Here is a 14,754-nt window from a genome sequence, read left to right as displayed (position 1 = left end):
ACAATATTGTGCCTTGAAACATTCTATTAATTTCTCACTACTTTACATCAGCCCAAGCTTTGTTGCCAAATAAGGCTTTCTCCCATGAAGCAGAAGCTCTTTTACCTGGCTTAGTCCAACCAGAATAAGATAATTTACCACCTGCTCCTTGAACGGTAGTTTTATGTGTTTTACTATTGTGGTCGTATTTAGACCATACGTATCTTTCGTTAACACCATGGCTCCATCTTCCGCCTAAAAAATCTTTCCATCCGCTATCGGTTTTATATAAAGTCACTGTACTTGTTTCTTGCTGAATAATATCAGTTTCATACCCTAGACCCTCTACATACGGTATTTGATTATCTTTTGCTGAAACAACTAGGCCAGTATTCAACAATGTTGCAGACAATAAAATGGTAGTTAATATTTTCTTCATTAGTTTTCTCCTTTATATCTTATAAATCCCAAACTACTGTAACTTTTAAATGATCTACAATCTTCACTACTTTCCGTTGAAATTTTCAATTATTCCTTTCTGTATTATTGGTTAACAATAAGAGCTAACCTAATTGATAGTATAGGCTAGCTCTTAGCTCAAGTGTTTACATTTTACTGTCTTAATTCTTTCTTTTTCCTTGCTTTTTAAGGGAGGGGGAAGGTCAGACTGGCTGTCACTTTAGCCTCATTTTGGTCGATGGCAAAGTGACCTCCAAGGTGTCTGACGATATCATCAACAATAGTTAAGCCTAGTCCAGATCCTTCATTGATTAGTCGGTTCCTAGAATAATCTCCTTGGTAAAAACGAGACTTGGCTTTGGACCAATCAAAAGTCAAATCTTGATCCACCTCATTCATCACTTGGACCGAGAGTAGCTTTTCGTCCCTAGCAACATAAACATGGATTTGGGATTGGTCCAAGGCATATTTTTGAGCATTGTTGATCAGGTTATCCATAACCCTTAAGAGCAGGTGGGGGTCAGTCTGAAGGGTTATATCCTGGCAATTGCTAAAAGTCACTTGCAGGGTCTTATTCTTTAAGCTTAATTCCCTTTCTTCAGCCCATTGGGAGAAGAAAACTGTCACATCCAGCTTAACAATTTGCAAGGGAATATCATTGAGGCTGAATTTTAAATAATCGAAAAAGTCTTCCGTCAGTTTATTCAGATAATTGGCATTGTCATAAATAACCTGGATAAATTTCCCTCGTTGGTCGGGGCTTAGGTCTTCTTCCTCGTGAAGGAGTTTGGTATACCCCAGCATATTAGCTAAGGGGGTCTTAATATCGTGAGCTAGGTAGGTCAGTAAATCCGTTTTCTCTCGGTAGGCAATTTGGTAATCTCTTTCCATATCAACTTGCTTTTGCCGCAAGTTAATAAAGGTTAAGCGGTCATCAGCCATTGATTCATGGAAGGTCTCAACGCTAGGGGCATCTCCTTTCAAGTAGGCCATACCAGAAGCGTAATAGCTTTGATACTTTTTGAACCGCTTATACTGGATTGCAAAAGCCCCCAATACAATCAGACTTGGTAAGATAAGGAGCATAATATAAGGCCTTGCTTCATAATACACTCCTTGAGCTAAATTTAAGCCTTGGTTATGGTCAATTGTTGCAAAAACCAGGTTGTCCAATAAGTTGATGAGAATATACGAAAAGATCAAACCTGCTACTAGCCAAAGTATTTGAAGTAAGATCGTCTCTATAAAAAAAGTATTTTTCTTAAGCATTTATCCTATACCCCACTCCCCAGACGGTTTGGATGATGTCGACACCGATCTTTTCAAACTTACTTCTAATTCTTCTGACATGAACCATGACAGGATTAACTTCACCATCTAGGACTGCATCCCCCCAAATCCTCGTGTGGATATCATCCATACTGTATACACCCTGAGGATCTTCCATCAGCAACCATAAAATAGCAAATTCCTTGGGCGTTAATTTTATTTCTTGATTTTGATAGTAAGCTTGATGGAATTTCTTGTTTAAAGTTAAATGTTTTACCCTTCTTTGGTCAGTCTCCTCAAGGCTAGGATTTGTGACGTAATCATAGGTCCGTCTTAATTGAGCCCTAATCCGGGCAATTAATTCACCTGGATCAAAGGGTTTAATAATGTAGTCATCTGCCCCCATATTTAAGCCTTGAATCTTGTGGATAGACTGCTCCAGTGCGGTCAACATGATGATAGGAATGGTTGTCTCTTTGCGTATAGCCTGGCAAATATCAAAGCCAGTCATATCTGGCAACATGAGGTCTAACAAAAGAATCTGGTAGCTATCTCGATTAAAGGCCAAGACTGCTTCCTTGCCCATATGAAAAACGTCTACTTCCCAACCTTCAGGCTGCAAATACATTTGAATAAGAGCTGACATGTCCCGGTCGTCTTCAATCAACATGACTCTCATCTTCCCCATCTCCTTGCTTTGGTTTAATCCGTTTCGACCGATAGCGATCATTTATAAAACGTTAGTTATTTTAAAGGAAGTCAAATCGAAATTTTCTTAAAGCTATCTTACCACAAAGCTAGTTCAAAGCCAGTTCAAATAAGGATGAAGGCTATTTTTATAAAAAAACCCTCTGAGGCAGAGCCCCAGAGGGAAAAGTATGGCTATTAAGGAAATTAGATGCGGCCGTAACCGATGAAACGAGGGCCCCAGTAACCAGAGTGGACACTAGCGTGGGCAACACCGGTTGAAGTTTGGGCACCGATGAATTGGCCGTTACCAGCGTAAATACCAACGTGGGAAACGCCACCGTTACCGAAGAATACTAGGTCACCTACTTGTGGGTTAGAAACTGGTGTAGCAGCTGAGTAAAGGCCACCAGTTGAACGAGGAATGGAACGGCCTGCTTGGGCATAGACCCAGTGTACGAAACCGGAGCAGTCAAAGCCTGCTGGAGAAGTTCCGGCCCAAGCATAAGGTGCACCAAGTTGGCTAGTTGCAATGGAGTAAACGCCACCGCTTGCTGGTGCTGGAGCTGGCTCAGGGTTAGCTTGAGAAGCTTGGTCTGCTTGAGCTGGCTCATTGTAGCTGACGTTTTCAACAGCGTAGTCTTGACCTTGTGCTTGGTCTGTGCTTTCTTGGTTTGCAGTACTTTCTTCAGCGGGAGCTTCTGCTACTGGCTCTTCTTCCGCTACTGCTTCTTCACCAGCAACTTCTTGGCTAGGTTCAACTTCTTGAGCTTCAGTTTGTTCTGAAACATCTTCTGGTGTTTCAGTTTCGACAACGACTTCTTCCGAAACATCGTAGGAGCGAATTTCATTTTCTTCTTCTACCGAAACAACAGAATTGTCATTGCTTAAGTAAATGGTAGTGCCAACGTGGATTAAGTCAGCATTTTGAATATCATTGATTTGAGTCAATTGGTCCAAGCTAATACCAGTTGCTTGAGATACACCCCAAAGAGTGTCGCCCCATTGGAATTGGTATTTAATGACACCGTCTTGGTTGGCTGCTTGTTCTTCGATGACGTTTTGAATATCAGCAACAGTATTTGGGGTCCAAGTTGCGGCTTGGGCTTGTTGACCACCGAAGAAAGTCAAGGCACCTGCTAGGGCTAAACCAGAACCGGCTTGGATCAATCTTTTCTTAAGTGACATGTAATAATAACTCCTTTATAAATATTTCCTTTTTGTTTTTTCCGTTTCGCTAGTCTCATCAGCGACAACCAATATACTACAGGCAAATATTTATAAAGAAAAGGGCTAAAGGGCAATTGTCATTGCTCCTTAGCCCGATTGACTTTGTTTTGACACAATCAATGGATTCTTTACAAAAGTCTGTAAAACTGTAACATCCTTGAAATAATAATCTGCTTAATAAAGATGATTCCCTGGTCTTTTAGCTTTAAACAATCTTAGCTCCTAAGGTATTTTTAAAGTGGTCCATGGCAAAGTCATGCCCTTCCTGGCTAAATGAAGCCACACCCTTTTGATGGACGACAATATCAAAGCCCAAGTTGCAGGCATCAATAGCCGTGTGGAGGATACAGATATTGGTTACAACTCCTAGTAAATGGACTTCTGTAATCCCCCGCTCTCTTAGCTTAATGGCCAGGTCGGTCCCCGCAAAGGCTGAGTACCGGGTCTTGTCCGTATAGTAAACATTGCTGGCATCTTTGATGGATTGGTAGTAGTCTTCTAAGTCCCCATAAAGGTTCCGGCCTTCACTTCTTCAATATTATGGGCGGGAAAGAGTTTACTTTCAGGGTGGTAGGGGTCGTTTGCCTGGTGGAGGTCAATGGCAAAGGCCACAAAGTCCCCCTGGTCATAAAAGTCCTTGGTAGTTTGTAAGATATAGTCATGGAGGTCCTGGCCTGGTTTGCCACTGGTCAAAGCCCCATCGTCCGCAACAAAATCGTTTGTATAGTCGATATTAATCAATGCTTTCATCTTAAACACCTCTTACAAGTAAGTATACGGTTAAGTTGGAGGTCCAAGCAAGTAAAAAGAAGGCTAAGACATGGTCTTTCATGCCCCAACCTATAGCTTGCTAGAAATCAGAATAAGACGACCAAGACCCTTACTGACCATAGCCGTTCATTTTTTTAAGTAGTTCTTTTAGGAAGTAAATCTCCTGGTCTTCCATCCGGTCAAAGAGATTTAGGATCATCTTTTCATGGCCGGGAAAAATCTCATCCATTACTTGCTCACCAGACCGGGTCAGTTGGGCATAGTAAATCCGGCGGTCAACCTGGTCCCGAACCCGGTCGATATAGCCTTTGTCAGCCAGCTTATCGATAATATAGGTCGTGCTGCTACTGGCAATCAAAATCTTCTCTTTAATATGTTGGATGCGCTGCGGACCCTTGTGGTACAAAACTTCCAAAACCGCAAATTCATTTATATTTAAACCATGGTGGGTAACATCCGCCTTGGCTGCATCCGTCATACGGTTGTTGGTCCGCTTAATGGCAATATAGGTCTTGAGCGCTTCTTCTAAACGGTCCATCCTACCACCTACCTCTAATACCCTTAAACCCTATCACTGAATACTTTGATTGTCAAACTTTTTTGACCCCAGCTCATTTCCCTTGAGAATTAAGTCTTAGCTGACCCATGGAAAAAGACATGGCTCCTAGCTTTGGGAGTCATGCCTTTCCTTCAGGACTTATTCATTGAGGTATTCATTATAGTAGAACTCTACTTTTTCTGAGTCTGCCTCTATGCCCTGCTTGCCTGTATCGATTATAGGGGTCAAGGTCGACCGGGCTGGCAGGCTGTTGCCTTGCTCAATCGCTATCATCTCATCTTGGTTGATGGTGTAAAGGACGGCCCGACGCAGGTTGGCAGACTGGCTGATGGGCCGGTCATCACTAAGGAGGTTAAACTGGATATAGCTGACCCCTGTTCCCACAACTGTATCCAGGCTGAGGTGGTTTTCTTCCTCGATCACTTCATACTTGACTGGCAAGATTTCCTCACTCCCCTGCAAGAGGTCCAGCTCTCCTGACCGTAAGGCTGATAGGGAGCTAGTGGCATCCGAAATCAATCGGAGGGTGACCTGGTCAATCTGAGCCTCCTCGTCACTATCCGGCTTATAGGCTGGGTTTTTCTGGAAGATGGCTTGGGTATTGTCCCGGTAGATCATAATATAAGGACCACTAGCATAGAGGTGGTTGTCGTAACTGCCCCCCCGCATCAAGGCAGCTTGGTCCCCGTAGGCCCGGTCTTCAGCAGGGTTGTAATCTTCAACTTCGAAGTCATTGACTGATTCGACCTGGTCTTTGGAGACAATGCCCGATGCCACGTGGGCCAAATGGTTGAGGACTTGAGGGAAAGGAAATTCAGTGGTCAACTTCACTACCTGGTAGTAGCCTGATTGGTTGTCCACCTCATCGTCACTTTCGACCAAGGCTTGGATCGGCTGGTCTAAACCTGATTCTAATTCTTCTAAGAGGCTGGCGTCGCTTTGGCTAGACTGGTTACTAGCCAGCTCATCCAAGTCTGTCACCAATTCTGCCCCCTCCACCATGGTAAATAAGGAATAAGACAGGTGGTCCGGCACGGAGTCAGGATTTGCAGCCCGGTTGAGGGAGTAGACGACATCTTCCCCGCCAACCAAGTCACCGGTGTCTTCTACCTGGCCGTCTTCTACTTTAGCAAAGTTGACATTGTCTCTTAAGATAAAGTAATAGTCCTGGTTGCCTTCTCCAATGACATAGTTATAGGAGAGAGAATCATCGGTTGTCACTTCATCGTTTTCGTCTAAGTTCACCAAACGGCTATACATATTGGAGTTGACCGCAGCAACAGAGGCATCATTTGCCCGGATAGGGTCAAGGGAGGTCATTTCCACATACTGCTGGGAAGTTACCAAGGGCCTTGTTTCATTTTGACCTTCATCCAAATAGGACAGTTCATTCCAAGGAATCTCTCGGGCACTGTAGTTGACAATGCTGTCTGGGTCTAAGACCTCGTGGTTAAAGGCCAAGGGTTCATACCGGGTATCGGTCCCTACCGCATAGGCCTGGTCTTCCACAACATAATCTTCCAATTCGGTGTAGGTGGCTTGGTAGTCCTCTGGCAATTCAGTTGCCGCTTGGTCAATCAATTCATCCACATAGGGGTCTTCAATCAAGGAAGAATCCCCCTGGGAGTGGTAGATGGACCGGACAGCATAATCGGGACTGCCTGTCACCGTTGACCAACCCATCATGGTAATATCAAAGTTCCCCACATCGTGCTGGGCCAATAAACTGGAAAAATCTGGTTGGATATTAAATTCCACGTCAAAACCATTTCGTACCAGCTGGTCCCGCAAGACATTGGCACTGGTCATGGAGTCATTGGTGGTTAAAATTTCAATGGTTTCATCTTTTTGGCTAATTTCCTGCCCTTCCACCTGGTTGGAGGCTAGGTCAGATTCAGTCTGTAAACTGGCACAGCCAGTTAAGAGTAAGGGGGTTAGGCAAAGACTGAATTGTTTTAAGCGCTGGATTAGGGACTTATCTTGTTTTTGGATCTGTCGCATCACGTAAACCATCTCCTAAAAAGTTAAATGACAAGACTAACAGAATGATTGCAATGCCGGGGAATATGGCCAGGTGGGGGTCGGTTTCTAGGAATTCACTGCCTGTCTGTAAAATATTCCCCCACTCCGGAACTTGGGGTTCAACGCCCAAGCCCAAGAAACTCAAGCTGGAGACTGCGATAACGGCGGTCCCAATTTCCACTGAGGCAATGACAATCATGGATGACATGGCATTGGGAATGATATGTTTACGGATGATATTCCAATCCGATTGACCAAGGGCATAGGAGGATTCTACATATTCATAGTTGACCACCTGGAGGACATCCCCCCGCATGGTTCTGGCGTAAGCTGGAATCCCCCCGATACTTAAGGCCAAGATCAGGTTGGGAATGGAGGTCCCAAAAGCTGCCACAATGGTAATGGCTAAGACTAGACCAGGGATGGCATAGAGAACGTCCAAAAGTCGCATAATGACATTGTCTACCTTGTTCCCATAAAAACCTGACACTGCTCCTAAAAGTCCCCCCACAAAGAAGGGAAGGATGGTAGACAAAAAGCCCACAAAGAAGGAAATCCGAGCCCCAAGAACCACTCTTGAGAAAACGTCCCGACCAAAGTTGTCGGTCCCGAATGGATAGGTCAAGGAAGGATTGCGTAAGATATTGTCATAGTCGTTAACAATGGCAAACTCGCTGCTAAAGGACCAGTAAGAAGTTATGGAAATCATCACTAAAAAGATGATAAAGGCAAGTCCCAACAAGGCTGCAGCATTATTGGTCAATTTATCTAAAACGGAACTCGGACGTCTGGCGTATTCAAATTCTTGACTCTCCCTGTGGAGGCCAATTGCCACCAAGAGGGCAAACAAGTTCCCCAATAGGAGGCTGGCAATTAAAAGAACTTGCAAGGTGATTTGACCAGGCTGACTAAAGTCCTTGTAGCCCTGTCCCCAAACAAGGACAAAGAGGTGGAAGGCTAAAACTAGACTTAAGAGGATGACCATGGTCACAAAGTGGTCTGCTACAAAAGGCTTAAAGAGGTTACTTAAGGTTACTAAGATAACGAAAACATCTGCCACCACCATATAGATGCTGTATTGGTAGGAAGTGGTGATCTTTTCTTTAACCACTGTGGCCCCAGAGGTAAAGGTGAACAAATTCCCTATTAAAAGCCCTGCTATTAAGACCCAGGCCAATCCTTTCATGCTTTTGGGACTGTCTCCTTTTTCCCTTTCAAACCTTCTTAAAAGGATGATATGAACCCCAGTTAAGACCAGGGTTAAGCCGGTGTAAAGCCATAAACCCAAGCCGAATGAGCCAAAAATACTCATGAGGGCTAAGATCAGGGTCATGACAATCAAGATGGGGTTGTTAAAGGTCATTTGATTGATAATTTTCTTCTGTCGGTAATGAGACATCTTCTTTGCCACCTCCTATTTGATTTGTCCGTTTTGAATTTTAGTCCGGATACGTGGGTCAATAAAACTATACAAGAGGTCTACCAGAAGGTTCACAATCGACAAGGCGACTGCAATATAGACTACACCACCCAAGACAGCTGGCACATCTGGTAGGAACTGCTTGTCTACGATGTAAGAGCCAATACCTGGTACAGAGAAGACCTGCTCGGTGACCGCTGACCCACCCAACATGGCGGAGAATTGGAGGCCAACAATGGTGATTACAGGGATCAGGGCGTTGGGCACCACGTGGCGCAAGATTACCCGCAGTCTCGGCAGACCCTTGGATTGAGCCGTCATGATATAGTCCTCATTGATCGATTCTAAGGTAGAGGACCGGGCCATCCGGGAGACCTCCGCCATCAAAGTCACACTCAAGACGATAATGGGCATAATCAATGAGAGATTGTCAATGGGGTTGTAAGTCGCCGGCAGCCAGCCCAACTCAACTGGAAAGGCCAAAATAAAGAGAAGGCCTAGCCAGAAGGTGGGCATGGAAATCCCTATCAAGGCGAAAAACATAAAAATGTAGTCGAATTTGGTGTTGGGGTTAACGCCAGCATAAATTCCAGCTGGTAGGGCGATAATAATGGCTAATAGGAGGGCAAAAAAGGTCATGGTCAAGGTCACTGGAAAGCGCGACACAATATCAGCCATGACGCTGATATTCCCTTGCAGGGTATTCCCGAAGTCAAATGTAAAGACCCCAGCAATGGCCCGGAACAACTGAACTAAGTAAGGATCTTCTAAACCGTAAACCTGTCTAAAATTGGCAATCTCAGCATCTGTCGCCTGCTCGCCCAAGATATTGACGGCCGGGTCAGATGGTGACAGGTATAAGAGGGTGAAGACGATGAAAACAACACCTACTATAACCAAAAGCATCAAGAGAATCCGTCGCACAATAAAGCTTAGGGTTGGGCTAGACAAGACTAAGAGGACCAAGGTCATAGGCAAGGCCAAGACCAGGGCAAAGATAAATCCCCAAGGGCTAGATAAAATATCTTGGCAAACTTCGGCGTAGAGGGTTAGGCTCTGCCGGCTTTGTTGGCTGGACCGTCTTTTGACCATATTTTGAATAATCTGGTCCACCCGCTTTTGCCGATCCTCTTGGCTTCGAGTAAAGGCAAGATAGTCTTCCTTTGCTTGCTCCTCTTCTTCTATTTCCGCTCTCAATTTATTTAGTTCTTCCTGGCTGTAATCTTCGGTCATCTCTTGACGCTTGACATCTTTTTTGACTCCTAAGTACTTGATAAAAGCAAACAAGTGAAAAATGGGGCCAAGGATGATAAGGATTACCAGCCAAGTTCTCTCCTGCAAGATCAACTTGAAATCATAAGCCAAGTCAGCTAGCCAGGTCGACTTTGCACTTCCTTGCACTTGTATCACCTCTCGTTTAATGTATAATTAATAATTGATAAGAAATTTTTAGCTTATTAAAAATGTAACACAAAAATCTGGCCATGCAAAATGAGTTATGTGTCAGAGCAGTTTTATTTCTTTAAAATTATTTTTAGTATCATTTTAGTCCAGTATTATGACCCCAATAGAAAGGAGTATTGGATGTCAGCTTTACTAGATGTCAAAGACCTGTCCGTTTCCTTCACTACAGGAACCCAGACCCAAGAAGTGGTCCACCAGGTCTCCTTCGCCCTTGAAGAAGGCCAAACCCTAGGCCTGGTCGGCGAATCTGGAAGCGGGAAAAGCGTTACATCAAAGGCTATATTGCAACTATTAGCCCCCAATGCGGAAGTAAATGATGGGTCTATTGTTTACTTCAATGGCCAAAACTTGCTCTCCAAGAATGAAAAGGACATGCAAAAGATACGGGGCAAGGAAATTTCCATGATCTTCCAAGACCCCATGACCTCCCTCAACCCTACCATGACCGTGGGCAAGCAAATCACGGAAACCTTGAAATACCATGAAAAATTATCCACTAAAGAAGCCAACCAACGGGGTAAGAGTATTATGGAAGAGGTGGGAATTGACCGGGTAGACTACCGTTTTAACCAATACCCCAATGAATTCTCGGGAGGTATGCGGCAACGGGTCATGATCGCCATTGCCCTAGCCTGCAACCCTAAATTAATTATTGCCGATGAACCCACAACTGCCTTGGACGTGACTATCCAGGCCCAGGTGCTCAACTTACTTAAAAGACTGCAAAAGAACCGGAACATGGCCATCCTCCTGATTACTCACGACTTTGGTGTCGTTGCGGATATATGTGACCGGGTAGTGGTTTTAAAAGATGGCCATATCGTTGAACGAGGCCAAACCCTAGACGTCTTTAAAAATCCGAAAGATAGCTATACCAAACGTCTTTTAGAAGCTGTCCCCAACCTCAAAACTGAAAAGACTCCTAAAGACCTGGCCCGGATCCAAAAAATCCTCAATGGGGACAAGGAAAAATTAATCGAAGTTAAAAAACTTTACAAGGAATTTCCCGTCAACCGCTATGAGAAAGTCAAGCCCGTTAACCAATTGACCTTTGATATTTACAAGGGAGAGACCTTAGGTTTGGTGGGCGAGTCGGGGTCAGGTAAGTCGACAACGGGTCGGTCCATCTTGCGCTTGCACCAACCAGAAGCTGGCCAGGTTAAATTTGCTGGCTTTTCCATGAACAACTTGTCCAAAAAGGAACTCAAGGCAGTCCGCAAAAACATGCAAATGGTCTTCCAAGACCCCTATGCCTCCCTCAACCCAAGGATGAAGATTGTCGATATTATCGGTGAAGCCTTAGATATCCACGGACTGGCTCAAAATAAGAAAGACCGGTATGACCGGGTTGTTGACCTCCTATCCATGGTTAACCTGCCAGCTGATTATGCCGAACGCTACCCCCATGAATTCTCTGGTGGTCAAAGACAGCGGATCGGTATCGCCCGGGCCTTGGCGGTAGACCCTGAATTCATCCTTCTTGATGAACCCCTATCAGCCCTTGATGCCTCCATTCAAATGGATGTTATGAACCTCTTGAATGACCTAAAAGAGCAATTGGACTTGACCTACCTCTTTATCGCCCACGACCTGGCGACAGTTAAGTACCTGTCAGACCGGATTGCTGTCATGCACAAGGGCCGGATTGTAGAACTCGCTCCCACCACCACCCTTTTTGACAATCCCATCCTGCCTTACACCAAGCGACTCTTGGCCTCCATTCCCATCCCTGACCCAGAAGATCAGAGCCAAGACCAACAAAGAGTGGCCATGGACTTGCAAGAATCGGAGGACTATCCAGAAGATGGTCACTTGGTGGAAATCGAACCCAACCACTATGTTTACCAATAAATGAACAAACAAAAAGGCAAGTTTGAAGCTTGCCTTTTTGTCTTGCTTGTATTCTAATTTAACTTAAATCAGTGGATAGCCCCGCCAACTTTTTTGATATCGCCTTTGCCATCCTGGTCTACAATAGCCCGGATAGCTGCTTGCAAGGCCCGGCTGATATCAGCCAAACTCATAGCAGGCTGGTTGGCCTTGTCGACAACTTGTTGGCTGGTAAAAGGAACATGGACAAAGCCACCGATTTTACCCGGAAAATCCTTGTCAATCATGTAGAGGATCTGGTACATAATATGGTTGCAGACAAAGGTTCCGGCTGAATTGGAAACAGATGACGGCAGACCTTCCGCCTTAATGGCTTCCACCATCGCCTTGATTGGCAGGCTGGAGAAGTAAGCGGGCTGGCCATCAGCTTGGATGGGGCTGTCAATGGGCTGGTTGCCTTCATTGTCTTCAATCCGTCCATCATCAACATTGATAGCTACCCGCTCTGGGGTTACCCCATACCGGCCCCCTGCTTGACCAATGGCTAAAATCACATCAGGGTCGTGGTCTATGATGGCTTGCTTGACCTTGTCGGCTGACTTGTGGAAAACTGTCGGTATTTCTAATTTAATAACTTGAGCTTCTGAAATCTCATCTGGTAAGTCTTTGACGGCTTCCAAGGCTGGGTTAATCTCTTCACCACCAAAGGGGTCAAAGGCTGTGACTAAAATTTTCATGGTAAGACCTTCCTTTCCTATTCATTATCTAACTAAAAAGCCCAGAAGTACATGAGGAGGATATGGACCACAATCATAACCAAGGCATAAGGAACTTGCTCCTTGATGACACTATTGGGATTGTCCATCTCCAAAAGGGCTACAGGCAAGGCATTGAAATTGGCTGCCATCGGAGTCATTAAGGTCCCACAGTAGCCAGCTGTCATAGCCAAAGCCCCAGTAATGACTGGGTCTGCTCCCTGGGCAATGACAAAGGGGATCCCAACCCCTGCTGTGATAACGGTAAAGGCTGCAAAGGTATTGCCCATAATCATGGAAAAAACCACCATACCCAAGACATAAGCGGTAACTCCCAACAAGGGGCTACCCGCTGGTACAATTCCAGAAATCAGGGAAGAAATAACCTCCCCTACCCCAGCTGTCGTAAAAATGACACCCAAGGCAGCCAGGAGTTGGGGCAGGATACCCACTGTTCCAACTTGCCGGTTCATCCGGTCCCCTTCATCCAGACTTGTCTTAAACTTGGACCGGGTTACCAAAACACCAATCAAAATAGCTAGTATAGAAGCAATCCCAATCCCAGCCTGGCCATCCAAGGGGGTAAATTGGGCTAGTAAAATAGCTATAAGAGCTAAAGAGACAACTGGGATAAAAATCCGGTTGCCCAAACGGTCGCTGTGGCCCTTTGACTCTTCCTCGGAAGCAGTGGTAATTGGACCAATTTTAACCTGGTTGAAGAGGGTCAATCCCCCCATAATCAAGATTAAAACCCCCGTTACTTCATAGGGGATGACTTGGCCCAAGGCAAAAGTGGCAGCCAGAATTAACCAAAAGAGGCCAGTCCCAAACCGGGCTGGGTGGTTTTGGTCCATGGCCACCCGCACACCAGTATAGGCCATGAGCAAGCCGGTTAAAACAAAGAAAAATTCAATTAAGTATTCAGATACTGCTTCCATGGTTAAGCCTCTCTTTCACTTTCTTTTGGCACTTGTGGCTCTTTCCCCTTGTAAGCTCGGTCAATTTTGCGGTCCAGTAAATAGTTAGAAAGCAAAACAAAGACTAAAGCAATCAAGGCTACCGGAATTGAAGCTTGGGCCACACTGACGGCTGAGACTTGGTAGCCCAAAGACTCCATAGTCCCTGCAATCAAGAGGACACCGGAGCCGGCAACGAAGGTGTTTTGGGCAAAAAAGTTCCCCAGGTTTTCCATGGCAGCTGACCGAGCCTTAATTTTCTCCTTAAGATTCGGAGTCGGCTCCCCGTACTTAGCCCGGACGGAAGACTGGGACATGGGTTCTACCAAGGGCCGAATAAATTGAGGGTGGCCATAAACCCGGACCGAAAAGAATCCAGCTAGTTCCCGAGCAAACATATAAATCGACAAGAAGCGACCCGGTGTTAGCCCCTTAATACCCGATATAAGCTTGGTTGCCTGCTGGCGTAAGCCGTAGCGTTCAACCAATCCAATCATGGGTAAGGTTAAGAAGAAGATGGACACCAGGCGGTTGGAAACAAAGGCTTCTCCTAATAAGGTTAAGAACTCAGTAAAGGTGATGCCAGATACCAAGGCAGTGGCCAGGCCTGCTATGAGGACTACAGCAATGGTATCTAATTTTAGAACGAATCCAATTACAATAATAAGGATCCCTATCAATCTAATTAATTCCATATTAATCCCTCCAGTACCCCTATTATAATTTGGCCTATTTAGGAAAACAAGACAAGGATAGGCTAACAATTGTTTTAAAATAACGACTAAAAGGCTTTATCGTTTAATTCTATCCCATAAGAGATCCTATTGGTTTTAGCCGGACCCTCTTGGCTAGGATTGAAGTCTAGACATATTACTAAGGAAAGAAATATGCTATACTAGTAATGATTATGATTTAGCCTAATTAGTAAATAAACTTAGACAGGAAAGGATAAACTGATGACTGACCATTTAAGCCAAGACCAAGCTTTCAGTGAATTAAGCTCCCAAAGTTTAGAGACAGTAGCTCAGACTTTTAAAGCCTTGAGCGACCCAACCCGGATTCGAATCCTCTACCTCCTCGCCCACCATGAGTGCTCGGTAAATGAAATAGCAGACACCCTTGACCTTAAGCAATCCACCGTCTCCCACCAACTGCGGAATTTAAAGAGTCTGAACCTAGTCAAGAAAAGACGAGAGGCTACCAGCCTCTATTATTCCCCCGACGACCAACATGTCTTGGACCTCTTGTCTAAGGCTATCGAGCATGCCTTACACGATTGATAGGCTAATTCTCTTGTCTTGACTGCCCTTTAAATTTCACCAGACCCCAAACTTCAAATCATGACAAGGCCAA

The 14,754-nt window shown here is 44.9% G+C and carries 13 protein-coding genes and 2 pseudogenes; 3 read left to right on the top strand and 12 right to left on the bottom strand.

Annotation, left to right across the window (positions count from 1 at the left end):
- Positions 1–37 precede the first annotated feature (37 nt).
- The 9 genes and pseudogenes from HMPREF9698_RS06125 to HMPREF9698_RS06085 form a co-directional block, all read right to left on the bottom strand.
- Positions 38–418 (bottom strand): lactococcin 972 family bacteriocin, encoded by a 381-nt coding sequence (locus tag HMPREF9698_RS06125; RefSeq protein WP_003778377.1) that lies wholly within the window; start codon positions 416–418, stop codon positions 38–40.
- Positions 419–624: 206 nt separating this feature from the next.
- Positions 625–1,641, bottom strand: coding sequence for a sensor histidine kinase (locus HMPREF9698_RS06120; protein WP_169315225.1), 1,017 nt, complete (start codon positions 1,639–1,641; stop codon positions 625–627).
- A gap of 58 nt (positions 1,642–1,699) precedes the next feature.
- Positions 1,700–2,386: a response regulator transcription factor gene (locus HMPREF9698_RS06115; protein WP_003778372.1), complete on the bottom strand. Its 687-nt coding sequence runs from the start codon at positions 2,384–2,386 to the stop codon at positions 1,700–1,702.
- Between the two features lie 215 nt (positions 2,387–2,601).
- Positions 2,602–3,582, bottom strand: a complete 981-nt coding sequence (locus tag HMPREF9698_RS09075; RefSeq protein ID WP_003778370.1) for a C40 family peptidase — start codon at positions 3,580–3,582, stop codon at positions 2,602–2,604.
- A gap of 247 nt (positions 3,583–3,829) precedes the next feature.
- Positions 3,830–4,374 (bottom strand): annotated as a pseudogene (locus tag HMPREF9698_RS06105) (cysteine hydrolase family protein).
- Positions 4,375–4,504: 130 nt separating this feature from the next.
- Positions 4,505–4,933, bottom strand: coding sequence for a MarR family winged helix-turn-helix transcriptional regulator (locus HMPREF9698_RS06100; protein WP_003778367.1), 429 nt, complete (start codon positions 4,931–4,933; stop codon positions 4,505–4,507).
- Positions 4,934–5,092: 159 nt separating this feature from the next.
- Complete coding sequence (locus HMPREF9698_RS06095; protein ID WP_003778365.1) at positions 5,093–6,955, bottom strand: ABC transporter substrate-binding protein; 1,863 nt, start codon at positions 6,953–6,955, stop codon at positions 5,093–5,095.
- Positions 6,930–8,375 carry an ABC transporter permease gene (locus HMPREF9698_RS06090; RefSeq protein ID WP_003778363.1) on the bottom strand — a complete coding sequence of 482 codons (1,446 nt, stop codon included), beginning with the start codon at positions 8,373–8,375 and terminating at the stop codon, positions 6,930–6,932. Before HMPREF9698_RS06090 ends, HMPREF9698_RS06095 begins: the two co-directional genes overlap by 26 nt.
- A 15-nt stretch (positions 8,376–8,390) precedes the next feature.
- Positions 8,391–9,797: an ABC transporter permease gene (locus HMPREF9698_RS06085; RefSeq protein ID WP_003778361.1), complete on the bottom strand. Its 1,407-nt coding sequence runs from the start codon at positions 9,795–9,797 to the stop codon at positions 8,391–8,393.
- A gap of 90 nt (positions 9,798–9,887) precedes the next feature.
- Between HMPREF9698_RS06085 and HMPREF9698_RS09305 the strand changes: the two are divergent.
- Positions 9,888–10,778 (top strand): annotated as a pseudogene (locus tag HMPREF9698_RS09305) (ABC transporter ATP-binding protein); the annotation flags it as partial.
- A 30-nt stretch (positions 10,779–10,808) separates the two neighbouring features.
- Complete coding sequence (locus HMPREF9698_RS09300; RefSeq protein WP_425386752.1) at positions 10,809–11,711, top strand: ABC transporter ATP-binding protein; 903 nt, start codon at positions 10,809–10,811, stop codon at positions 11,709–11,711.
- Positions 11,712–11,779: 68 nt separating this feature from the next.
- Here the strand turns inward: HMPREF9698_RS09300 and pcp are convergent, their stop codons facing one another.
- The 3 genes from pcp to HMPREF9698_RS06065 are packed head-to-tail and all read right to left on the bottom strand — an operon-like array spanning position 11,780 to position 14,096.
- The gene (pcp, locus tag HMPREF9698_RS06075; RefSeq protein WP_003778357.1) at positions 11,780–12,427 is read right to left on the bottom strand and encodes a pyroglutamyl-peptidase I; all 648 of its coding nucleotides are present in this window, start codon (positions 12,425–12,427) and stop codon (positions 11,780–11,782) included.
- 32 nt (positions 12,428–12,459) lie between these two features.
- The gene (locus tag HMPREF9698_RS06070) at positions 12,460–13,383 is read right to left on the bottom strand and encodes a DUF979 domain-containing protein (RefSeq protein WP_003778356.1); all 924 of its coding nucleotides are present in this window, start codon (positions 13,381–13,383) and stop codon (positions 12,460–12,462) included.
- Between the two features lie 2 nt (positions 13,384–13,385).
- Positions 13,386–14,096 (bottom strand): DUF969 domain-containing protein, encoded by a 711-nt coding sequence (locus HMPREF9698_RS06065; protein WP_003778354.1) that lies wholly within the window; start codon positions 14,094–14,096, stop codon positions 13,386–13,388.
- A gap of 261 nt (positions 14,097–14,357) precedes the next feature.
- Between HMPREF9698_RS06065 and HMPREF9698_RS06060 the strand changes: the two genes are divergently transcribed.
- Positions 14,358–14,681, top strand: coding sequence for an ArsR/SmtB family transcription factor (locus HMPREF9698_RS06060; RefSeq protein WP_003778352.1), 324 nt, complete (start codon positions 14,358–14,360; stop codon positions 14,679–14,681).
- The last annotated feature ends 73 nt before the right edge of the window (positions 14,682–14,754 follow it).

The sequence above is a fragment of the Alloiococcus otitis ATCC 51267 genome, from assembly GCF_000315445.1.
Lineage (GTDB): Bacteria > Bacillota > Bacilli > Lactobacillales > Carnobacteriaceae_A > Alloiococcus > Alloiococcus otitis.
The sequence above is the reverse complement of the archived record's forward strand: the minus strand, read 5'-3'. Positions and strand labels throughout refer to the sequence as shown.